The sequence below is a fragment of the Neptunomonas sp. CHC150 genome (genome assembly GCF_030397555.1).
In the GTDB taxonomy this organism is placed as follows: domain Bacteria; phylum Pseudomonadota; class Gammaproteobacteria; order Pseudomonadales; family Balneatricaceae; genus Neptunomonas; species Neptunomonas phycophila.
In genome coordinates, this window is sequence record NZ_JAPNXU010000010.1 from 114,642 (window position 1) to 138,128 (window position 23,487).

Here is a 23,487-nt window from a genome sequence, read left to right on the forward strand (position 1 = left end):
TGATTCGTTTCCGCTTAAACAGTGAATAATAACGCTAAATTAGTGGACGATTTTACCGTCACGGCAGCAGGATAACCACCCTGATCAGTAGTCAATCTTCACTTGATCAAACCCAAAGTGCTCTTTAAAGGCAATTAATAGCTCATCACTGCCTTCAACTCGGTATTGATCACCCAGGCGCACAGGGCCTGCAGCGTCTTCGCGTTGATAATGGATAGTGACAGGTAAGCCTTCCTGAGATTGATATGTTTTTAGCAATGTTTTGAATTCGTTAAGCCGTCTACCGGTTAACGAGGTGGCATTAGCCTGCACTGCAACCGAAGAGGCGTACTGTGCACGAGCCATTGGTATACTGATCAACTTATTACAACGAACCTTGAGGCCTCCTGAATAATCATCCTGAGTCACCTCACCTTCCATGATCACAATTGTATCTTTAACCGCCCACTCTCGTGTTTGATCATAGAGTTCACCGTACACAGTGACATCAATACGGGCTGTGCGGTCATCCAGCGTCAAGAAACACAACGAATCACCACGTTTAGTTTTCTTAACGCGCTGATCAACTATGAGGCCAACGATTTTTTGCTGTTTACCACGTGCAGGCTGCAAACTTACAATTTTTTGCGAGACAAACTTTTTCAGCTCACGCTCGTACTCATCGATTGGGTGCCCCGTTAAGTACAAACCTAATGTTTCTTTCTCTCCACGCAGCCGCTCTTTATCTGTCCAAGGGCGTACATGTTTATAATCTTCATACGGGTCACGCGGTACTTCCGCTTCTACCTCCCCAAAAAGATCAAACATCCCGGCATCTTCATTACGAGCACTTTGACCTGCAGCCTGAAAAGCATCACCGATCGCCGCCCATAGTACAGCACGCTCAGCACCTAACTTATCAAGGGCACCAGCACGAACCAAGGCTTCCAACACTCGTTTATTGAGATTTTTAGGCCCGACCCGCTTACAAAAATCAAAGATATCCTTAAAGTCGCCTTCGCCATCTTGGCGCGCCTTTACAATCGCATCAATTGGCCCCTCACCAACACCCTTGATTGCCCCTAAACCATAAACAATCTCACCGGCTTCATTGACGGTAAACATGTAGTCGCCACTACACACATCCGGTGGCGATGGAGCAATCCCCATATTGCGGCACTCTTCAATGAAGATCACCACTTTATCGGTGTTTTGCATATCCGCAGAGATAACCGCCGCCATAAATGGGGCTGGATAATGACATTTCAGCCAAGCCGTTTGGTAAGAAACTAACGCATAGGCCGCCGAGTGCGACTTGTTAAAACCATAACCGGCGAACTTCTCAACCAGATCAAATATATTCCCAGAGAGATCCCTATCAATACCTTGTTTTTCGCACCCCTCTAAGAAGATGGCACGCTGCTTCGCCATTTCTTCAGGCTTTTTCTTACCCATGGCTCGACGCAGCATGTCGGCACCGCCGAGCGTATACCCCGCCATGACCTGAGCAATCTGCATTACCTGCTCTTGGTACAAGATAACACCGTAAGTTGGCTCCAATACCGGCTGCAAGCTATCCAACTGGTAGTCGGGATGCGGCCAAGACATTTCTGCGCGGCCATGCTTACGGTTGATAAAGTCATCAACCATGCCCGACTGCAATGGCCCCGGTCTAAACAAGGCCACGAGAGCGACAATATCTTCAAAACGAGAAGGCAACAAACGTCTTACCAGATCCTTCATACCACTGGACTCTAACTGGAAAACAGCTGTTGTTTCAGCAGATTGAAGCAAGTCAAAGGTCGGCTTATCGTCTAAAGGGATCAGGGAAATATCGAGCGCCTCTTCACCTTCTTGAGCGCGCTTGGTGTTAATAGTCTTTAAAGCCCAATCAATAATGGTCAGGGTTCTTAAACCCAAGAAGTCAAACTTAACCAGACCGGCTTCTTCAACATCGCCTTTATCGAACTGCGTTACGAGCCCATGGCCTTCTTCATCACAATAAGTGGCGGAGAAGTCTGTTAGCTTCGTTGGAGCGATAACCACACCACCGGCATGCTTACCAACGTTACGGGTCACACCTTCCAGCTTGAAAGCCATGTCCATAATTTCTTGAGCTTCTTCGCTACTGTTTACAAACTCGCTGAGCGCTGGCTCCTGCTCCATCGCTTTACTGAGTGTAATACCTACTTCGAAAGGGATGAGTTTGGACAACTTATCAGCCAAACCGAACGCTTTACCCTGTACACGCGCCACATCTCGAACAACCGCTTTTGCGGCCATTGTACCGAAAGTAATAATCTGGGAGACGGCATCTCGCCCATAAGTACGTGCTACGTAATCAATAACTTGATCTCGATTATCCATGCAGAAATCGATATCAAAGTCAGGCATGGATACCCGTTCTGGGTTTAGGAATCGCTCAAACAGCAAATCATATTCCAGCGGATCAAGATCTGTAATTTTCTGTGCATAGGCCACCAAAGAACCCGCACCCGAGCCTCGACCCGGCCCTACAGGAATATCGTTATCCTTAGCCCATTGAATAAAGTCCATTACGATAAGGAAATACCCAGGGAAACCCATTTGGATAATGATATCTAACTCAAATTTAAGCCGGTCATCATAAACTTTCCGTTTAGCTGCATAGTCTGGGTCGTTTTTATCTAACAGAATTTCTAAACGCTCATTAAGGCCATCTTCGGATACCTTAATGAAGAACTCGTCAATCGACATCCCTTCAGGGATCGGGTACTTAGGTAAATAATAGGTCCCCAAATCCATTTCGATATTGCAGCGTTTGGCTATTTCTACCGTGTTTTCAATGGCACTTGGAATGTCGCTGAACAGCTCCACCATTTCTTCAGTGCTACGAAAATACTGCTGATCTGAATAATCCCTAGGTCGACGTGGATCTTCGAGCGTTCTTCCTTGGTTAATACAAACACGCGCCTCATGAGCCTCGAAGTCTGTTTCATGTATAAACATCACATCGTTGGTTGCTACCAATGGACAGCCTTTTAGCAAACCCAGGCGAACGCTTTCATCAATGACAATGTCTTCACCCGGGCGGGCTGTACGCTGTACTTCCAAATAAAAGCGATTAGGAAAAAGAGACATCCACTCGTCTAAAAGGCTTTCTGCCGAGCCATTACCGGAAATCATTGCGCGCCCAATTTCACCATCTTTAGCGCCGCTGAGCGCAATAAGCCCCTCAGACTTTTCGACTAGCCACGACTTATAAACAATCGCTTTATCAGCCAACTGCACCTGACCCTCTGCATAGGCGCGCGAAATCAGCTCCATCAAATTGCGGTAGCCTTTCGCGTTTTGCACCAACAGAGTGACACGATAAGGTTCATCTATATCGTTATCATTGAGCACCAGTAGATCAGCGCCGCAAATGGGTTTAATGCCAGCACCGGTAGCTGCTTTAAAGAACTTCACTAGGGCAAACAGGTTAACTTGATCCGTGATTGCCACGGCTGGCATGCCTGCATCCTTAGCTGCATTGACCAGCCCTTTGACTCGCACGAGCCCGTCCACCAAAGAGAACTCTGTATGAACGCGAAGATGGACAAAAGCATTAGCTGACATATAAACCTACCTAGTAAAAAAAAGATGACCAGCCTGTGGCTAGTCCAACAAACGAGCTACTGGCTTAAACGAGCGACGGTGCATATCAAGTGGACCAAACTTTTCTAATGCCGCCATATGCGCAGCCGTTGGGTAACCTTTGTGTTTAGCAAAGCCGTAGTCAGGATACGCTAAGTCGAGCGCTTCCATTTCACGATCACGGACTACCTTAGCCACAATCGAAGCCGCACTAATCTCAGCGACGCGGCTATCACCTTTCACAACAGCCTCGCAAGGAAAAGGAATATCCGGGCAACGATTACCATCAATCATGACATATTCAGGCAACACGGCGAGCTGGAGCACAGCTCGCTGCATCGCTAACATGGTTGCGTGTAATATATTAATTTCGTCTATTTCTTGGGGTGTAGCAAAAGCCACTGAATAAGCCAACGCATTCTGGATGATCTCTTCATAAAGAGCATCTCGTCGTTTAGCCGTTAGCTTTTTAGAGTCCGCCAATCCACTTATTGGCTTGAGCGGATCAAGGATCACAGCTGCGGTAACAACGTTACCAATTAAAGGCCCTCGCCCCACCTCATCCACACCTGCGATTAGGGAGTACTGTGAGCGAAGTTGCGCCCATTCATCCACGGCATTATGCATGAGGGAGTATTCCTTTTTCTTTCATTAAAAGCTCAATTGCATCCGCCGCTTGTTGATCAGCATTCTTATGCAGCTGCTCAAAAATAGCGCTAAAACGTTGAACCACATAATGCTTATCCGTTGACGAGTCCAACCAGTGTTCAACTTCGGCGCATAGCCTCTCTGGGGTCAGCTCTTTTTGCAACACCTCAGGCACAAGCGCTTCTCCGGCTAAAATATTAGGCAGCGAAACATAAGGCGTCTTCAACATGCGCGAAAAAATAGCATACGTTAGCCCGGCCATTTTATAACCAACAACCATTGGTTTTTTTAGTAATGTCGCTTCTAAAGTGGCCGTTCCGGACGCAATCAATATCACATCACTAGCGGCCATGACTTCTCTAGAACGCCCCATTATTAATTGCACTGGCAAATCGCTAAAACTTTCATCAATCAAGCGCTGGAGCTGCTCGTACCGCTTCTCGTTTGCAGCTGGCAATAAAAATACCAAGTCATTATTGTGTTGCCATAATAAACGCGCCGCCTCTAAAAAAGGACGCGCTAAATAGCGAATTTCACTCGAACGGCTTCCCGGCAAAATGCCAATCACACGCTGTGTCGATGCCAATTGAAACGTATCACGAGCAATAGGAATTTTTGGATCATTAACGATTGTGTCAGCCAACGGATGACCTACAAAACTAATCCGCTGCTGAGTTTTCTCATAATGTTGAGCTTCAAAAGGGAACAAAGCTAACAATAAATCAACCGCTTCTTTAATTTTATAGATTCGCTTAGCCTTCCAAGCCCAAACAGAAGGACTTACATAATGAACAGTGGTAATACCGGCTTCTTTTAATCGACGCTCTAGCTCTAATGTAAAATCAGGCGCATCGATACCTATAAACACATCAGGTGGGTTTTTAAGCCAATGCTGGACTAAGGATTTACGCAATGACAACAGTTCTGGTAAGTGGCTTAGCACTTCTACCAGACCCATAACAGATAAGCGCTCCATTGGCGCTCGCGATACTAGGCCAGCAGCAATCATCAGATCACCGCCTATGCCTTCAAATGTGGTATTTGGGAATCGTTTCGAAAGTTCGCTGATTAGCCCTGAGCCCAGAATATCACCTGATGCTTCACCGGCCACCAAGGCAATTCTTAGCGCAGTCACATCTTTCCCCTAACGAATAATACCCCGAGTGGAGTCTTTGAGAGATGCGATAAGCAAATCAATCTCTGGGGAGTCCACGACTTCGGCTTCAAGTACGGCCAGTGCTTCAACCGTCGTGAGCTTTTTACGATAGATTGTTTTATAAGCTTGACGAATCCCTCTGATCATCTCTGGCGTAAAGCCGCGACGCTTAAGCCCCTCAGCATTGATTCCATGAGGTTGAGCAGGGTTGCCAGTTGCCATTACGTAAGCGGGTATGTCCTTAAGAACCACAGTCCCCGCCCCACACATCACATGACTTCCAATGTGGCAAAACTGATGTACGGCCGTGAAGCCACCCAAAATAGTATGATCACCTACATGGACGTGCCCTGCTAAAGCAACGTTATTCGCCAAAATAATGTGATCACCAACCATACAGTCATGCGCGATGTGCGCATTGACCATAAATAAATTATGGCTGCCAATTTTGGTCAAAGATTGATCTTGAATCGTTCCTCGATGAACCGTAGTCCCTTCTCGAAAAACATTGTTATCGCCGATTTCTAAACGAGTCGGCTCACCCGCGTACTTTTTATCCTGGCACTCTTCACCTATTGTTGAAAATTGGAACACTCGGTTACCAGACCCCATAACAGTAGGGCCTTTAATCACAACATGAGAAGCTATTTCTGTACCAGCACCGATGACAACATCAGCACCAATATATGACCAAGGCCCAACCGTTACATCGTCAGCTAGTTGAGCGCCAGGCTCGATAATTGCTCGCGGGTCAATCACACTTACACCTTTCGATCTGCACATAAAATGGTAGCAGAACTAACAGTATCACCTTCAACGGTTGCTTTCACATCAAATTTCCAGATGCCGCGACGCTCAGAAATGATAGAGGCTTCAAGCTTTAATTGATCGCCAGGCACAACCGGGCGCTTAAAACGTAATTTATCCGAACCAACAAAATAATAAATAGAACCATCTTCTGGCGTTTTGTTCATGGTTTTAAAACCAAGAATACCTGCCGCCTGAGCCATTGCTTCAACGATTAACACGCCCGGCATAACTGGATGTTCAGGGAAGTGGCCGTTAAAGAAAGGCTCGTTGACACTCACGTTTTTGATCGCAACGATGGACTCACCCGGTGTTAATTCAAGCACTCGATCAACCAATAGAAACGGGTAACGATGAGGGAGATACTCCCTAATTTCATTTACATCCATCATTTATTAAGACCTTCAATAGAGAGATTATCGATTTTTTGTTCTAACTGCTTTAAACGGCGAGCCATATCATCTAACTGCCGAAAGCGAACAACGTTACGCTTCCAATCACTATGCTTTTCTTGACCTGTGCCCGAAGAAAAAGCCTGACCGGATGCTGTGATTGATTTGCTAATCAGCGACATCGCTGTGATATGCGTATGATCAGCAATAGTTAAATGCCCCGTTATGCCGCAATGACCGGCAATCGTGCAATGGCGGCCAATTTTAGTGCTTCCGGCGACGGCCGTACAGCCTGCAATGGCAGTTTGTTCTCCAATGACAACGTTATGGGCTATTTGTATGTGATTATCGAGTTTAACACCATCACCTATATAGGTGTGATCAAGCGCCCCCCGATCAATCGTGGTATTAGCCCCAATTTCCACCGAATGACCAATACGAACACCACCCAATTGACAGATTTTAACCCAGCCCTGCTTAGAAGGAGCAAAACCAAAACCATCAGCGCCAATAACAGCGCCCGAGTGAACTAAACAGTTTTGTCCTAACACGACATCAGGATATAGGGTCACATTGGCTTCTAGTCGACTAGACTGCCCCACGATACTACCCGCCTGGATAACACAGTTAGGGCCAATAATGCAGTTATCCTCCAGAGTGACATTCGCATCAACAACCACACCCGCCCCTACAGTCACATTAGAGCCTATAGTCGCTGAAGCATGAACAAACGCCGACGGATGCACGCCTTCGGACTCATCATCCAAACGCCAATCAAAAAGCTGCGACACTTTAGCGAACGCCATGTAAGGGCTATCAACAATTAATGCCGTTCCTGTAACTTGGTCAGCCATCTCTGGCGTTACCAAAACAGCGCCCGCGCTAGTGCTGGTCAGTTGCGATACATAGCGAGGATTGGCTAAAAAGCTGAGCTGTTCTTGTGTCGCTTTTTCAAGCGTGTTCAAACCAAAAATGGTGCCATCCGAACCTTGGATAACACCATCTAGTTTTTCCGCTAATTCAGATAAGCGGTAGGTACAGTTTCTCTGAGCCATTACTGCTTATTCAATAGCTCTACCACTCGTGGTGTAATATCAACACCTTTGGCAGTATAAACCGTAGCTTGCTTAGCGAGTACGACATCGTAACCATTTTCTTCGATGATTTTACGAATAACCACATCCAATTTAGGACGCATATCTTCGATGAATGACTGCTCGCGCTCAATACGTTTTTGCTGCAGAGCCTGCCCGCTTCTCTGATACTCTTCAAACGCTTTTTGGAACTGCAAGCGGCTCTGATTCAACTGCTCTTGGCTCATGCTTGAACCATTTTTTTGGATTTTTTCACGCAAACCTTTTGCCTGCTTTTCAAGATCTACTACGCGCTTTTCTTCGCCGCTCAGCTCTTTCTTTAATGAGTCACGAAAGCTACCTGCTGCTTTAGAAGCCAACAAAGCCTCTTGAACACCTAATACCGCAATTTTTTCAGCCATTGCCATTGGCATAAAACACACAGCAACCAGAGCAACAATATACTTAACAGATTTCATTGAATATTTTCCTTATATTAAAAACTTTGGCCAAGTGAGAACTGGAATACTTGGGTTTCATCACTTTCTTTAGCATTCAGCGGCTTACTAATAGCAATTGATAATGGGCCAACAGGAGACAACCAGCTAATACCTAAGCCTGCAGAGTAGCGCAGCTCATCAAAACTCACACCTTCTTCACACTTAGAACTGGAAGAGGAAGAGCTAAAGCACTCGGTTGTAAACACGTTACCACCATCAACAAAGAACAATGACCGCCAACCATTTTGGCTTTCTATAAATGGCATAGGGAATATAAGCTCTGCACCACCGACAACCATAATATTACCGCCAAAGGCATCATCATTAGAGTCGCGTGGACCGAGCGAGTTACTTTCGAAGCCTTTGATTGTTGTTAAACCACCGGCATAGAAGTTTTTAAAGAATGGGTAACTCTTATCACCATAACTATCGGCATACCCTAAACGCCCTTTAAGACCAAACACCCAATCCGATTCATCCTGCAATGGCTGGTACCACTTAGTTTGGTAAATCGCGCGATAGTAGCTTAATTCACTCCCCGGAATCGCAATCTCTAACGTCGCATTGTGCGAGTAACCAGCAGTTGGGAACACACCACGATTCAAGTGGTTATTGCTCCACCCTAGCGTTGTTTTAAAGTTTAAGTACTCATCACCGTTTTCATCGATGAACGAATCAATTTCATCAACAGGCGCATTGTCATTGGTGTTAACCGAAATCTGTTCAATACCCAAAGACAAGGTCAGACGCTGATAATCATCAATAGGGTAGCCGAAGGTAACACCACCCCCAAACTCATCTAGTGAATAGCTGCTTTCATCATCGTCATCAAACTCACTCTTACGATAAAAGACATCAAAACCTCGGCTCACGCCATTAACGGTATAGAAGGGGTCAAGATAATTGAAGCTGATCTCTTTCTCGGTTCCGCTTCGGGTGATATTGAAACCAACACTTTTACCCGAACCGAAAAAATTATCCTGAGAAACACCAAAATCTAGAATGATGCCGTCACTTTGTGAGTAACCAACACTGGCCGTAAACTGCCCAGATTGCTGTTCTTCTACGGATAAATTTAAATCAACTTGGTCGTCAGTTCCCGGCACAGGAACCGTTTCCAAGTTAACAGAACTAAAATAACCAGTACGCTCTAACCGCTCTTTACTCTGCTTGATGCTATCGGTTGAAACAACCGCGGCTTCCATCTGATAAAGTTCACGACGCACTACTTCATCTGCCGTACGGCTATTACCTTTAACATTTATACGGCGCACATAAGTTTGCTTGCCTGGGTCCACATAAAACTTCAAAGATACTGAGTGATCTTCTTCATGCAATTCTGGAACAGGGCTTATATTCGCAAACATATAGCCGGCTTCACCCAATCGATCGCTCAACGCTTTTTGAGCGTCAGTCATCACTTGGCGAGAGAACACCTCACCGGGTTCCATAGAAATAATAGAGGCTAACTCTTCTTCAGGAACCACCATGTTTCCGGCCAAATTCACATCCCGAAGCGTGTATTGATCACCTTCATCTATGTTGACGGTAATAAACACATTTTGCTTATCAGGTGTTATTGAAACTTGGGTGGAGTCTATAGAAAAATTAATGTAGCCGCGGTCCATGTAATATGACCGTAAACGCTCTAAGTCTCCAGAGAGCTTCTCGCGCGCGTATCGGTCATCTTTCGTGTAGAAAGACCAAAAACTAGGCAGTTTTAAAGCAAATAGGTCTTTTAATTCTTCATCATCAAAAACAGTATTGCCCACCACGTTGATGTGCTGAATCGAAGCTACGCTGCCTTCTTTGATATTAATATCAAGCGCCACGCGGTTGCCTGAAAGCTCTTCAACTTCCGTGTCAATTGCTGCGCCGTAACGGCCTTGACTTACGTACATGCGAATCAAGTCTAATCGAATTTGATCCAAAGCTGAGCGTTTAAACACATCACCTTCTTGCAAACCTGACTGCTTAAGCCCTTTGATCAAGTCTTCGTCTTTTATGACCTTGTTGCCATTCAAACGAATTAAGCTGACGGCCGGACGTTCTTTCACTCGCAAGATCAAGAAATCGCCATCTTTAAGAACATCAACATCCTCAAAATAGCCTGATTTAAACAGCTGGCTCACAGCATCAGATATGGCCGACTCGGTAACACGATCCCCGGTTGAAACAGGAAAGTTACGAAAAACAATACCCGGCTCAACGCGTTGTACGCCCTCTAATTTAATATCTTGCACTTTAAACGGCGAAAACGCCGCTTGTGAAAGAGAGGACCACAAGGCTAGCCCAAGCATCCAACCAAACTGTTTATTCATCAAACATCATCCAACTTAAAGCGTTCGCTTAAAGACGTAAAAAATCATTAACAATGGCGACCGTCATTAGTGATAACAGAACAGCCATACCCATTTTCAAACCTGCATCTTGAATTCGTTCACTCACTGGCTTACCGCGTATTAATTCGATGGTGTAGTACAACAAGTGCCCACCATCTAATACGGGGATAGGTAATAAGTTAAGCACACCTAAACTAATGCTCAAATACGCCAAAAAGCTGATAAAAGGCTCAAAACCTGATGCGGCTGAAGCACCGGCCACTTTAGCAATGGTAATCGGGCCACTCAAGTTTTTTACAGATATGATCCCTTCAATCATCTTCCAGATTGAATCTAAGGTTAGCGCGATCATATTCCATGTTTTCGTAATAGCAACCGGAACCGCCTCTAAAGGACCATAGCTAATGCTTCGCTGCATAGCTTCAGGCCATTCAGGCGCTGTCGCGCCAGCACCAATATAGCCCTGCAACTCACCGGTTGGTTGCAAACGCTCGCGCGGTGTAACAGACAAACTTACTTCTTTTCCGTCACGCAGGACTGTCAGGCTAAGAGGTTGATTGGCAGAAGCTTGAATAATCGAAACAAGGGCAGGCCATGCGCTAATGGCTTGACCATTCACTGCGACAACCTCGTCACCCTCTTTTAATCCACCGGCCTTAGCGGCTTGGCCATCAACAACCTGACCTATAACCGGGGCTATTTCAGGTCGGTAAGGTGTTATACCTATCGCCGATAAAGGAGATTCTGATTCTAACTCTACTTTCCATTGTTCTAATGGCAGCTGAAAGCGCTCTGGCGTGCTAGCTGATGAGCGCTTAGCGGTTAACTCGACAACACCTGTCTCGCCAACGCGTGACGCCAGCGCCAAATTAGCTTCTTCCCATGAACGCACTATCCGACCATCAATGCTCACGATCTCTTCACCAGAGGTTAAACCCGCCAGCGCAGCAGGAGAGCCTTGAGAAACACTGCCCACAATAGGAACCACTGTGCTTGTGCCAACAATGAACATAAGCCAATAGGCAAATACAGCAAAAATTAAATTAACGGCAGGCCCGGCCGCAACAATCGCCATCCGCTGCAACACAGGTTTATTATTAAATGCTTGTTCGTGAAGACTCGCGGGGACGTCACCTTCGCGCTCGTCTAGCATTTTGACATAGCCGCCCAAGGGTATCGCCGCTACCGCATAGACAGTCCCGTCTTTACCGGTTCTTGACCAAAGTGCTTTACCAAAACCGACAGAAAAGCGAAGTACTTTAACGCCGCAACGACGAGCAACCCAGAAGTGGCCCCACTCATGAATGGTAACCAAAATTCCTAACGTGACTAATGTTGCAAGAATTGTTTGAAGTAAAGCCATAATAGTAACAGTCGCTACTCGTTAATTAGATCACTGAAAAAATAGCAACCCAAGATAAAAGAATGGTGCAGCCGCTAATAAGCTGTCTATACGATCTAAAATACCGCCATGACCCGGCAACAAGGTACCACTATCTTTAAGACCTGCATTGCGCTTCAAGAGACTTTCAAACAGATCCCCCATAACCGACATAGCGGCGGTAACGACACCTAAAATCATGAGATAGACCATCGACGAGAAAGACAGTTCATTCCACTGCGCAAAAACCACACACACCAAAGCGACTGTAGCTAAACCACCCAACATACCTTCTCGGGTTTTACCCGGACTCACATTAGGCGCTAGCTTAGTTTTCCCCCAGCGTTTGCCAGCAAAATAAGCACCCGTGTCAGCTCCCCACACAATGAGAAACAACAGCAAAATCCAAGCATCACCTCGTTCACTGCTTTTCAGCCCAACCAGAGCGATCCAAGTAGCGACCAAAAACACTAAACCAATGATGGCCCGCATTATCGGTAACGACCATGCACCGGGCTGCGGAAAACGCATTATCCAATAAATAGCAACAAACCAAAGCGCCAAACTCGATGCCAAAATTGCTTGGTACAGATCGCCAATAGGGAAAACCATCAAGCAGGCCACAGCAACCAAGACTATTGCACAGAAGCTGTAGCGGCTTAAAGTGGTAAGGAGACCAGATAACGGCCCCCACTCATAGGCTGCCAACAAAAGGATAACCGCTAGAAAAATAGCAAACCCCTGAAGGGGCAGTAAAAAAACACCTGCTAAAGCAAGAGGTGCTAGAACGACCGCCGTAGCGATTCTTTTTTTAAGCACGCGTTTGCGCCTCTACCTGCTCACTGGTTTTGCCAAAGCGCCTTTCTCTTGTACAAAAATCACGAATAGCATCACCCAATGAGTGCTTGTCAAAGTCTGGCCAAAAACCGTCAACAAAATAAAACTCGGTATATGCCATTTGCCAAATTAGAAAGTTACTAATCCGGCTCTCTCCCGCTGTGCGGATGCAAAGATCTGGGGCAGGTTGATCACACAAGGTCAAATACTGATTAAACGACGATTCGTTTAAATCACTAGGAGTTGCCTTACCATCGATACAATCTTGAGCAAAGGCTTTTGCGGCTGAAACGATATCCCAACGACCACCATAATTAGCCGCTACATTTAACGTCAATCGGGTGTTATTCGCCGTCAATGCTTCAACTTTTGCTATTTTGGCTTGTAAAGATTCACTAAAGCGTGTGGTATCACCGATTACTTTTAACCGAATGTTATTCTTATTGAGCTTCTTAGCCTCTCGATCCAAAGCCAACATGAAAAGTTCCATCAAGCCAGTTACTTCTAGCTCAGGCCTTTTCCAATTTTCACTACTAAATGCAAATAGAGTTAACGACTCAACGCCATATTCGACGCAGCCCTCTATTACACTGCGCACACTATCAACCCCAGCCTTATGGCCAGCCAAACTAGGCAATCGTCGCTGTTTGGCCCAGCGATTATTACCATCCATGATAATTGCGATATGTTTTGGAAGTACTTTTTCCAAAGGGATATTGAGTTTTGCGTGTACTGACATAGTGTTCTTCAGACAGGCTGGGAAACCCAGCCCTCCTTTCTGAATTTAGATTTCCATCAAGTCTGCTTCTTTCTTAGCAAGCAAGCTATCAACTTCGGCAACATACTTATCAGTAAGCTTTTGAATCAGATCCTGACCACGACGATCGTCATCTTCAGAGATCTCTTTTTCTTTGAGTAAATCTTTTAACTGATTATTGGCGTCGCGTCGCACGTTACGTACTGAAACACGAGCAGACTCGGCATCAGAACGCGCTTGTTTTGTATAACCCTTACGCGTCTCTTCAGTTAAAGGAGGCATAGGCACGCGAATAACCCCACCATTAGTAGCCGGGTTCAAACCAAGATCAGACTTATAAATAGCCTTTTCAACGTCAGGGACAATATTCTTTTCCCATGGCGTGATCATTAGTGTGCGCGAGTCTTCTACAGAAATATTCGCCACCTGAGACAGAGGAGTATCAGAGCCATAGTAAGACACCTGAATAGAATCCAGAATACTCGGATGTGCACGCCCAGTACGAATTTTTTTAAAGTGCTCAACCAAAGAATCGCAGCTTTTCTTCATGCGAGCTTCAGCTTCTTTTGTAATTTCATTCAGCATATTGATCTCCAGTCACTTCGGCGCTGATTAATGTACCTTCATCGCCACCAACCAACAGGTTAACTAAGGCACCTGGGCGGTTCATATTAAATACGCGAACAGGCATATTATGATCACGCGTCAAACAAATTGCTGTCAGATCCATAACGCCCAGTTGCTTTTCGAGTACTTCATCATACGACAAATGTAAGTATCGTTTAGCCGCTGGATCTTTCACTGGATCTGCTGTGTAAACTCCATCGACCTTAGTCGCTTTCAAAACGACATCCGCTTCTATCTCAATGCCACGCAAACACGCCGCTGAGTCGGTTGTAAAAAACGGATTACCCGTCCCAGCCGAAAAAATAACCACGTCGCCTTGGTTCAAGAAGCGTATTGCATTACGTCTATCATAGTGATCTACCACCCCACTCATCGGGATAGCTGACATAACACGGGTATCTATATTAGAACGCTCAAGCGCATCACGTAACGCGAGCGAGTTCATCACGGTCGCTAACATACCCATATGGTCACCCGTCACTCGGTCCATACCGGCTGCACTTAACGCTGCACCGCGGAACAAATTACCACCACCAATAACAATACCTACTTGTACACCAATCCCAACCAACTGACCCACTTCCAGCGCCATTCGGTTTAACACTTTTGGATCAATACCAAAATTCTCATCGCCTTGTAAGGCTTCACCACTGAGTTTAAGAAGAATGCGTTTATAGCGAGCATGTTTCTTTTTTTCGGCAGGCATACAGATCTCTCCGTAGAAGGAAGTTATATGATGGATAAACGTGCGTACTGTAACACAGCACACACGTCTTTTAGCGAGTTTTACTTGTTGTTCAGCTGTGCAGCAACTTCTGCAGCGAAATCAACTTGCTCAACTTCAATACCTTCACCCACTTCTACGCGAGTAAATGTAACAACTTCACCGCCTGCCGCTTTAACCATTTCAGCTACTTTCTGATCTGGGTTTTTAACGAAAGGCTGCTCTAACAAGCTGTTCTCAGACAAGAACTTGTTGATACGACCAACAACCATCTTCTCAGCGATTTCAGCAGGCTTGCTAGCCATATCTGGCTGCGCCATGATGATTTCTTTTTCTTTCTGAATAACTTCTTCAGACATTTGCTCTTTAGAAACAACTTGCGGGTTAACCGCAGCAACGTGCATTGCAACGTCTTTAGCTGTTTCGGCATTAGCGCCTTTCAAAGAAACTAATACAGCAATACGGTTGTTGCTATGAACGTAAGCACCAACACACTCACCTTCCAGAACAACGATACGACGAACACCAATGTTTTCACCGATCTTTTGAACTAGCGCTTCACGAGCTGATTCCAAGTCGCCAGCCATGATTGCAGCAACGTCATCAGATTTAGCAGCAAATGCAGCGTCTGCAACAGAACCTGCGAATGCTAAGAAACCTTCATCACGGGCAACGAAGTCAGTTTCAGAGTTAACTTCAACAATAACACCGTAAGAGTTATCGTCAGCTGTACGAACAACAACAACACCATCTGCAGCTGTACGACCTGCTTTTTTAGCTGCCTTCATACCAGATGATTTACGTAGCTCTTCGATCGCCAGTTCAATATCACCATTCGCTTCAGCGAGTGCTTTTTTACACTCCATCATGCCTAATGCTGTACGGTCGCGTAGCTCTTTAACCAGCTTAGCTGATACACCTGCCATCTCAATTACCTCAATTTTACACGTTCAATCAAAATTCAAAAAAGGGGAGCACAGCTCCCCTTCTCATAGAATCTGTAGACAATAGCCTAAAGAGTTGACAGAGAAATTACTCTGCAGCTGCTTCTTCTACTTCAACAAATTCACTTTTACCGCCAGCAACTTCACTACCTTCGCCACATGCATCAGCAACAGACTGAACGTAGATTTGAATTGCGCGTAGCGCATCATCGTTACCTGGGATAACGTAATCGATGCCATCTGGGTTGCTGTTAGTATCAACAACACCAATAACTGGGATACCCAGCTTGTTAGCTTCGTTTACAGCGATACGCTCGTGATCAACGTCGATAACGAAAAGTGCGTCTGGCAAGCCGCCCATTTCTTTAATACCACCAATAGAACGCTCTAGCTTTTCCATTTCACGCTGACGCATCAACGCTTCTTTTTTGGTTAGCTGTGCGAAAGTACCATCCTGAGCAGCCGATTCTAACTCGCGCAAGCGACGGATAGACTGACGAATAGTTTTGTAGTTAGTCAGCATGCCGCCTAACCAACGGTGGTTAACGTAAGGCATACCAACACGAGCAGCTTCTTCTTGGATGATCTTGCTAGCAGCACGCTTAGTACCAACGAACAATACTTTGTTCTTGTTCTGAGCCATGCCTTTAACAACGTCCAATGCACCGTTTAGTGCAGGTAGAGTGTGCTCAAGGTTGATGATATGAATTTTGTTGCGAGCGCCGAAGATGTACTGAGACATTTTCGGATTCCAGTAACGAGTCTGGTGACCAAAGTGTACGCCTGCTTTTAGCAGGTCGCGCATTGTAACTTGTGCCATGATTAGCATTCCTATGTATTGGGTTTGACCTCCACATACCCCAACTACCAACCGCTAAGCGGCACCCGGTAACTGTGACGATATGTGTGTGGAATATTCTCCGATATACCTTATGTATTTCGGGAGCGCGTTTTATACCACAACACCCAATCAATTTGAAGGTCAACCTTCGCTAGAACCCTATTATTAGGTACAATTAGTCAACTACTGATCGTAAACACCTAAAAATGATCGGTTCGCCTCTTTAACGAAAGCAAGGACACTCATGTCAGTTATCATCAAAACCCCAGAAGAGATCGAAAAAATGCGCGTAGCTGGCCGTTTAGCCGCCGACGTATTAGAGATGATCGAACCCCACGTAAAACCGGGTGTCACTACCAATGAACTGAACGATATTTGCCACAACTATATCGTCAACGAACAAAAAGCCATTCCAGCACCACTTAATTACCATGGCTTCCCCAAATCTATCTGCACTTCTTTAAACCACGTAGTGTGTCATGGCATACCCGATGATAAGCCAATGAAAAACGGTGATATCATCAATATCGACATCACTGTCATTAAAGATGGCTACCATGGTGATACCAGCAAAATGTTTGCTGTCGGCAAAGTTGCACCTCACGCTGAGCGACTAATGAATATCACTCGTGAATGCATGATCAAAGGCATCGAATTAGTTAAACCGGGTGCTTTCTTAGGCGATATTGGCCATGTTATTCAGCAGTATGCAGAAAGCAACCACTACTCTGTTGTAAGGGAGTATTGTGGGCATGGTATCGGAGCTGGCTTCCATGAAGAACCTCAAGTACTTCATTACGGACGCGCAGGTACCGGCATAGAGTTACAAGCAGGGATGATTTTTACTATCGAACCTATGATTAACGCAGGCAAACGCCAAGTAAAACTCAACAACAAAGATGGCTGGACAGTTACCACCAGCGATCGTCGCTTATCGGCACAATGGGAACACACCATTTTAGTAACAGACACTGGCTATGAAGTCCTGACATTACGATCAGATGAATCCTTTTAAGCAGTAGGAATCACATGAGCACACCTTTACAGCATTTGGTAGATACGACAGAGTTTCTTGATACAGCGGCTTTTGAAAGACAATTAGCTGAGGGCGAATCGCCCGTTAAGCTGTTCAAAAAAACCTTACGTCACTCTCAAGAAGAGATAGACAAACGCTTTAAAGCAGGCGAAGACATCCGCCAACTGGTGTATGGGCGTGCCAGCGTAATTGATCAGATCATTACTTCAGCTTGGAACCTCTTCGACTGGCCGAGTGATAATCAAGCCTCTCTAATTGCGGTAGGAGGTTATGGCCGCGGCGAACTCCACCCGCATTCAGACGTGGATATATTATTACTGTTCAAGGACTTTGTTCCTGCGGATTGCGAAGAGAGTATTAGTGGCTTTTTAACGCTTCTATGGGATATCCAACTTGAAATTGGTTCCAGTGTCCGAACCATTGACGAGTGCTATAACGAAGCTCAAGACGATATCACCATCGCCACCAACCTTATCGAATCTCGACCACTCACCGGCAACCCAGATTTACACCAAGAAATGTATGACAGGGTGACGTCGGAGGGCGCATGGACAGATAAAGAGTTCTTTGTGGCAAAGTACAAAGAACAAAAAGCGCGCCACGAAAAAACCAACAACACGGAATACAACCTAGAACCTAATCTCAAAAACTCCCCTGGTGGTTTACGCGACTTACAGACCATTGGCTGGGTTGCCAAGCGCCATTTTGGTGCTACCTATATCCGAGACCTCGTCGACCACGGTTTTTTAACAGAATCAGAATTAGACACGCTCAACCAAGGCGAGCTGTATTTGTGGTCGGTTCGTTATGCATTACATATGATCAGTGGACGTAAAGAGGATCGACTACTCTTTGACCATCAGCGCGCACTAGCTGAGTTTTTCGGATACAAAGACCAACAAGGTGCACTGGCCGTAGAGCAGTTCATGAGCAAGTATTATCGCGTTGCGATGGCTATGGCTGAATTCAACGACATGCTACTGCAGTACTTTGATGAAGCTATCTTAAAAATAGAAGACCAACAAACATTCATCACGGTCAATAAGCGCTTTAGAGTTCACAATGGCTACCTTGAAGCCACCTACGACCGCGTGTTCGAAAAACACCCCTTTGCCCTTTTAGAGGTGTTTGTACTACTGGCCAACCACGACGATATCAAAGGCGTTCGCGCATCTACAATTCGGCTTATTCGCGACAACAGACACTTAATCGATGATGACTTTCGTAACGACCTTCGAAATACATCGCTTTTCATGGAACTCATGAAGTCGCCTAACGGCGTTTCTACCGAGCTCAAACGCATGAACCGTTATGGCATACTGGGGCGCTACCTACCCGAGTTTGGCGAAATTGTCGGGCAGATGCAGCACGACTTATTCCATATCTACACAGTCGATGCCCACACCTTAAAAGTGATCCAGAAAATGCGCCAATTCCGCCACCGGGATCACATGGAACAATTTCCGATTGCCTATCGCCTAGTCAACCAACTGCCCAAGATAGAGCTACTCTACATAGCCGGTTTATATCACGATATTGGGAAAGGTCGAGGGGGAGATCACTCCGAACTAGGTGCCGTTGACGCCATGGCATTCTGTGAGCGCCACCACTTAGGCCGATGGGACTCTCATTTAGTATCGTGGTTAGTACGTAATCACTTATTAATGTCCATGACCGCGCAACGAAGAGACTTATCCGACCCCGAAGTTATCAACACCTTTGCGCAGCAAGTACAAGACAACGTCCACCTTGATTACTTGTATGTCCTCACCGTGGCAGACATTAATGCAACCAATCACACTTTGTGGAATAGCTGGCGCGCAACGTTGCTACGCCAACTTTACATGGAAACCAAGCGCGCATTACGCCGTGGTTTAGAAAACCCGGGCAACAAAGAAGATCGTATCGAACAAGTGCAACACGAAGCACTGATGATCTTAAAGCGCTCTGGCATACCAGAGACGGATGTACAGGAATTTTGGCAAACCATGGGGGATGACTATTTTCTACGCGAGGACGCTAAAAATATTGCCTGGCACACGCAATCAATATTAGAGCATGAGCCTAGCGACCTACCCTTGGTGCTTATCCAGAAGACATCATATCGGGTTTACGAAGGCGCCACAGAAATTTTCATTTACAGCAAAGACATCAACAATCTCTTTGCAGCTACTGTTGCGACGTTAGACCAGCTTTCTCTTAGCATCCAAGATGCTCGAATCATTGTGACCGATGACAGCAAGACACTTAACACCTACACCGTGTTAACCGAAGATAACGAGCCGCTCTCCGAGAATCCCGACTATATAAATAGTATTCGTGATCGTTTAATAGAAGAACTAGACGATCCAGAAGACTATCCAGACATTATACATCGTCGTATTCCGCGCCAAATGAAGTTGTTTGCCGCCCCTACGACCGTCAACCTCAGTAATGACCCTAATACCCAACAGACCGTAATGGAAGTACGCTCCCCAGACCGACCGGGGCTGCTGGCACGGATTGGTAAAATTTTCTCCGAACTCGACATTTCCGTGCGCAAGGCAAAAATTACAAGCATAGGTGAGCGCGTAGAAGACGTATTTTTTCTTACCGACATTGATGGTGAACCGATTAGCGACCCAGCCGTCTGCATTGAGCTGCAAACTCGCGTTTGTCGCGAACTCGACCAACACATCAATGCACAATAAAAACGAAAAGGTATAAAACAATGGACAAAGCAACACAAACCGAACTTGAAGCCGCTGCATTTCGTCGTTTGGTCGCACATTTAGACAGCCGCAAAGATGTGCAAAACATCGATCTTATGAACTTAGCAGGCTTTTGTCGCAACTGCCTTTCAAAGTGGTATAAAGCCGAAGCCCAAGAGCGCGGTATCGACATGGATTACGAAGCCGCTCGCGAAATAATTTATGGTGAGCCCTACGCCGACTGGAAAGACAAGTACCAACAAGAAGCAACCGCTGAACAGCTTGCTGCTTTCAATAACAAGTAACACTGTTTATTGGGAAGACACCCACGCTTGCTGCAGCTGGTTCATATCCACTTCAAGCGTGGTTGCATAAGTATCGTCTTGGATCGGATAGCTTTTAATGACACGCGCTCCACGAACAATACCCGCCACTGCCGTCTTGAATGAATCATTCTGAATCACCATATCCTGCACTGTTGTTGTCCCAAAGACATACTGCCCATGCACAACACCAACCAATTCTTGGTACGCTCGCAATTTAGAAGCTCGCATAGCAACAACCACTTTCTGCTGACGCGTAGCGCCTGGCTGAAGACTGATGGGCGCGTAGCCTGTTGCTTGCACATAATGAGGCTTCAGAGGAGGCCCTGCATCAACAAAATGAGCTTGAGGCAGCTCATCAACCACCTGTTTTGCCGTCACTTTAATCGTGTCACAGCCGCTCAAACCAAAGGCTAAAAACACGACACATAACAGTCCATACTTGCTCATTCGTTCAACCTCATTGGACCTGACCCGTTCTCTATAATATAACCATTCGCTATTGCACGCACAGGATCAAAGCCCGGCAACGCCCCTTCTAGGCGGCCGTTAGGGATATGCGTTTGCGCCGAAGCCAAAACCTGACGAGTGGTTGTATCTAGAATCCGTGCATTAATAACCACACCATCCGCATATTTGGCATAAGTACCAGTCAACACAAAATAAATTTTATAGCGATCGCGCAACGCCGACATGTTCTGCTTGGACACAGGAGACTTAGCGGTAGTGGCCAAGCTCACAGCGCGGTAGTCGACTAGATTATAACCACGCTGCTGCATAGGAAAGATAAAGTTTTCAGATAAACGCTCACCCATTAGATCATCGGCAACACTGCGGCGTAACGATGAAAAAGGTAACACCGCAATAGGAAAACGTTTTACCCGGTTTAAGGTTAAACCATGCACCAATTGCTGAGCCATCTGTCCCACAGCTTCGCTGACTGGATCGCTGCCTTGGTACGCCTCATCGACCACCGCATAATCCGAGGGCGTCGTTAGCGATTGGTTACGTGAAACTTGATCTACAATAGCCTGACTCGCTTGTGGGCTTATATGAGTAACAGACACGTCCACTGGCTGTCGGGAGCTACAGCCGGATAGTAGTAACGCACAAATAATATAAAGGTATTTACTCATACCAGCACCTACAGGTTTAATTTCAATAAGGTAGCGCACTTCGTTATATGCTATTAATGTAACTTCATTTACAAGCCGAAACATAAATACATACAGTTTCACACTATATATCGGTCAGGACAGCCTCATGTTGAGATCTTTTACCGCTTTTTTTACGTTTACAATGTCGCTCTTTGCTTTTTCATGCACGTTATTCTCCACCCACAGCGTCGCCCAAGACACAATGGCACACCCAAGCTCGCCCCAGAAAACAATGGTTGAGGCGGTAGGCCAAGGGCTAGTAATTGACGGCAACATAAGCCAAGCACGCGAGATAGCCATGAGCGATGCAAAACAACAAGCCTCCCTCCAAGCTTCTGCCTATATTAGTACCACACAGCAGTTAGAGAATGGGATTTTAGAAATCGACAACATGCGTATTTCTACGCTAAGTACTCTAAGAAACATAGAGATCATCGATGAAAAGTTACGCGGCAATACCTTATTCGTTCGTATCAAAGCCGAAGTAGATACCGATACTGCTTGCCTAAATGGCAGTAGCGGTAATAGCTTTAGAAAAAGTGTCGCGTTTGCGGCCTTCCCTCTGGCGCACCCCAATCAAGCAAACTTAGGGCAACTATCCGGCATTTCATCCGGCCTTAGCACAGCATTGGCTAACCGGTTACGACAAGAAAGCAGTGTTTACCCATTAAACGCGAGCCAGTTACAGCTATTTAGCAATCTAAACACCGCCTCAACACAGCAACTGGATAACGGCGTTCTCACAACGCTAATGAGCAATGCACAACAGCTCGACACTCAATACATCGTTTCTGGCGTGATCCGAGACCTGTCAATGAATGACCCTTCCGTCATGACAGAAAGCAACTGGCTGAAGGATACCTACAACAAGCTCGACTACAAAAGCGATAAGCACCTACGACACTTTAGTATCGACCTGTTCATCCACGACGGCTTTAGTGGCTCATTACTCGAACAACAACATTATGCAACAGCCGGGAAATGGCCTTTAGACTCAAGCAAGCGCATTGGCTTTGCAACGCCAGCGTTTAACGACACCGACTACGGCCAGAAAATAAACGCTCTACTAGATGAGATAAGCCGAGATCTTGTGCAATCCTTACGCTGTTTGCCCTTTTCTTCCCGTATCACTCAGGTTGACAACAACCAAGTCTGGATTAACTCAGGTTTGAACAGCGGTTTAAGCCGAGGAGACAAGCTTACTGTTTACCGTAAGAATATGTTTTTTAACCAAACTGGGCAGTCAACCACTGAACTTATCAACACAAATTTGACTCTCACGCTTGATGATATTCAGCCAACATCAGCCCGAGGTCGCATAGACGGCTCTGTTTCAGAGCATAATATCCAGCCTCAAGACATCGTGATGTTCTGGTAGCGGTTTACTTCGGCTTCTGTGGCTCTATAATCATCGCCTACATTTTTTATTGTCATCGCTATTGCCTGCGGGCCAAGGAATTACCATGCAACACGAGCTGTTTAATCAGTTAGAAAATAAAATCGAAAATCTAATCGAAGAAGTGGAATTGCTGCGCATGGAAGTCACAGAACTGCGCGAAGCTAAAGAGTCGTTAGAAACAGAAAAACAAGGCACACAGGAAAACCTGCAACGCCTGCTTAAGAAGTTTGACGTTCTAGACGCCGCCGAGTAAAAATCT

General features: G+C 45.8%; 22 protein-coding genes. 5 read left to right on the plus strand and 17 right to left on the minus strand.

Features of this window, described 5'->3' with window-relative positions:
* Positions 1-84 precede the first annotated feature (84 nt).
* The 15 genes from dnaE to rpsB all read right to left on the minus strand — a co-directional run bounded on the left by dnaE (position 85) and on the right by rpsB (position 16,602).
* Positions 85-3,576 carry a DNA polymerase III subunit alpha gene (gene dnaE / locus OW491_RS12310; protein ID WP_290036236.1) on the minus strand — a complete coding sequence of 1,164 codons (3,492 nt, stop codon included), beginning with the start codon at positions 3,574-3,576 and terminating at the stop codon, positions 85-87.
* A gap of 39 nt (positions 3,577-3,615) precedes the next feature.
* The gene (rnhB, locus tag OW491_RS12315; RefSeq protein ID WP_215150552.1) at positions 3,616-4,221 is read right to left on the minus strand and encodes a ribonuclease HII; all 606 of its coding nucleotides are present in this window, start codon (positions 4,219-4,221) and stop codon (positions 3,616-3,618) included.
* Positions 4,214-5,377 (minus strand): lipid-A-disaccharide synthase, encoded by a 1,164-nt coding sequence (gene lpxB / locus OW491_RS12320; RefSeq protein ID WP_290036239.1) that lies wholly within the window; start codon positions 5,375-5,377, stop codon positions 4,214-4,216. The genes rnhB and lpxB overlap by 8 nt, the downstream gene beginning before the upstream one ends.
* Positions 5,378-5,386: 9 nt before the next feature.
* A complete protein-coding gene (lpxA, locus tag OW491_RS12325; protein ID WP_212667400.1) occupies positions 5,387-6,157 on the minus strand; it encodes an acyl-ACP--UDP-N-acetylglucosamine O-acyltransferase in 771 nt (256 codons plus the stop codon).
* 2 nt (positions 6,158-6,159) lie between these two features.
* A complete protein-coding gene (gene fabZ / locus OW491_RS12330; protein WP_175574741.1) occupies positions 6,160-6,597 on the minus strand; it encodes a 3-hydroxyacyl-ACP dehydratase FabZ in 438 nt (145 codons plus the stop codon).
* The gene (lpxD, locus tag OW491_RS12335) at positions 6,594-7,652 is read right to left on the minus strand and encodes a UDP-3-O-(3-hydroxymyristoyl)glucosamine N-acyltransferase (RefSeq protein ID WP_290036242.1); all 1,059 of its coding nucleotides are present in this window, start codon (positions 7,650-7,652) and stop codon (positions 6,594-6,596) included. Before lpxD ends, fabZ begins: the two co-directional genes overlap by 4 nt.
* The gene (locus OW491_RS12340; RefSeq protein WP_075171193.1) at positions 7,652-8,149 is read right to left on the minus strand and encodes an OmpH family outer membrane protein; all 498 of its coding nucleotides are present in this window, start codon (positions 8,147-8,149) and stop codon (positions 7,652-7,654) included. The genes lpxD and OW491_RS12340 overlap by 1 nt, the downstream gene beginning before the upstream one ends.
* Positions 8,150-8,166: 17 nt before the next feature.
* Positions 8,167-10,491 (minus strand): outer membrane protein assembly factor BamA, encoded by a 2,325-nt coding sequence (gene bamA / locus OW491_RS12345; protein ID WP_290036246.1) that lies wholly within the window; start codon positions 10,489-10,491, stop codon positions 8,167-8,169.
* A 28-nt stretch (positions 10,492-10,519) separates the two neighbouring features.
* On the minus strand, positions 10,520-11,875 hold the full coding sequence (gene rseP / locus OW491_RS12350) for a sigma E protease regulator RseP (protein WP_178967941.1): 1,356 nt from the start codon (positions 11,873-11,875) through the stop codon (positions 10,520-10,522).
* A gap of 30 nt (positions 11,876-11,905) precedes the next feature.
* Positions 11,906-12,712 (minus strand): phosphatidate cytidylyltransferase, encoded by an 807-nt coding sequence (locus OW491_RS12355; protein ID WP_290036248.1) that lies wholly within the window; start codon positions 12,710-12,712, stop codon positions 11,906-11,908.
* A complete protein-coding gene (gene uppS, locus OW491_RS12360; RefSeq protein WP_075171189.1) occupies positions 12,705-13,469 on the minus strand; it encodes a polyprenyl diphosphate synthase in 765 nt (254 codons plus the stop codon). The genes OW491_RS12355 and uppS overlap by 8 nt, the downstream gene beginning before the upstream one ends.
* Positions 13,470-13,514: 45 nt before the next feature.
* Positions 13,515-14,072 carry a ribosome recycling factor gene (frr, locus tag OW491_RS12365; protein ID WP_075171188.1) on the minus strand — a complete coding sequence of 186 codons (558 nt, stop codon included), beginning with the start codon at positions 14,070-14,072 and terminating at the stop codon, positions 13,515-13,517.
* Positions 14,062-14,820, minus strand: a complete 759-nt coding sequence (gene pyrH / locus OW491_RS12370; RefSeq protein WP_075171187.1) for a UMP kinase — start codon at positions 14,818-14,820, stop codon at positions 14,062-14,064. Before pyrH ends, frr begins: the two co-directional genes overlap by 11 nt.
* 80 nt (positions 14,821-14,900) lie before the next feature.
* Positions 14,901-15,764, minus strand: coding sequence for a translation elongation factor Ts (tsf, locus tag OW491_RS12375; protein WP_075179115.1), 864 nt, complete (start codon positions 15,762-15,764; stop codon positions 14,901-14,903).
* 106 nt (positions 15,765-15,870) lie between these two features.
* Positions 15,871-16,602, minus strand: a complete 732-nt coding sequence (gene rpsB / locus OW491_RS12380; RefSeq protein ID WP_075171185.1) for a 30S ribosomal protein S2 — start codon at positions 16,600-16,602, stop codon at positions 15,871-15,873.
* Between the two features lie 265 nt (positions 16,603-16,867).
* On the opposite strand from rpsB, the gene map reads away from it, so the two are divergent.
* From map to OW491_RS12395, 3 genes are read left to right on the plus strand one after another with little or no spacing between them, the layout of a single operon-like run.
* Positions 16,868-17,638, plus strand: a complete 771-nt coding sequence (map, locus tag OW491_RS12385) for a type I methionyl aminopeptidase (protein ID WP_075171184.1) — start codon at positions 16,868-16,870, stop codon at positions 17,636-17,638.
* 14 nt (positions 17,639-17,652) lie between these two features.
* Positions 17,653-20,349 carry a [protein-PII] uridylyltransferase gene (locus OW491_RS12390; RefSeq protein WP_075171183.1) on the plus strand — a complete coding sequence of 899 codons (2,697 nt, stop codon included), beginning with the start codon at positions 17,653-17,655 and terminating at the stop codon, positions 20,347-20,349.
* 20 nt (positions 20,350-20,369) lie between these two features.
* Entirely contained in the window at positions 20,370-20,654 is a 285-nt protein-coding gene (locus OW491_RS12395) for a DUF1244 domain-containing protein (protein ID WP_075171182.1), read from the plus strand.
* A gap of 6 nt (positions 20,655-20,660) precedes the next feature.
* On the opposite strand, the gene OW491_RS12400 is transcribed toward OW491_RS12395, so the two are convergent.
* Both OW491_RS12400 and OW491_RS12405 read right to left on the minus strand, forming a co-directional pair.
* Positions 20,661-21,122 carry an LPP20 family lipoprotein gene (locus OW491_RS12400; protein WP_075171181.1) on the minus strand — a complete coding sequence of 154 codons (462 nt, stop codon included), beginning with the start codon at positions 21,120-21,122 and terminating at the stop codon, positions 20,661-20,663.
* Positions 21,119-21,808 (minus strand): FlgO family outer membrane protein, encoded by a 690-nt coding sequence (locus OW491_RS12405; RefSeq protein ID WP_075173389.1) that lies wholly within the window; start codon positions 21,806-21,808, stop codon positions 21,119-21,121. Before OW491_RS12405 ends, OW491_RS12400 begins: the two co-directional genes overlap by 4 nt.
* A gap of 127 nt (positions 21,809-21,935) precedes the next feature.
* Between OW491_RS12405 and OW491_RS12410 the strand changes: the two genes are divergently transcribed.
* Both OW491_RS12410 and zapB read left to right on the plus strand, forming a co-directional pair.
* Complete coding sequence (locus OW491_RS12410) at positions 21,936-23,207, plus strand: flagellar assembly protein T N-terminal domain-containing protein (RefSeq protein ID WP_290036256.1); 1,272 nt, start codon at positions 21,936-21,938, stop codon at positions 23,205-23,207.
* Positions 23,208-23,292: 85 nt separating this feature from the next.
* Entirely contained in the window at positions 23,293-23,481 is a 189-nt protein-coding gene (gene zapB / locus OW491_RS12415; RefSeq protein ID WP_075171180.1) for a cell division protein ZapB, read from the plus strand.
* Positions 23,482-23,487 lie beyond the last annotated feature (6 nt).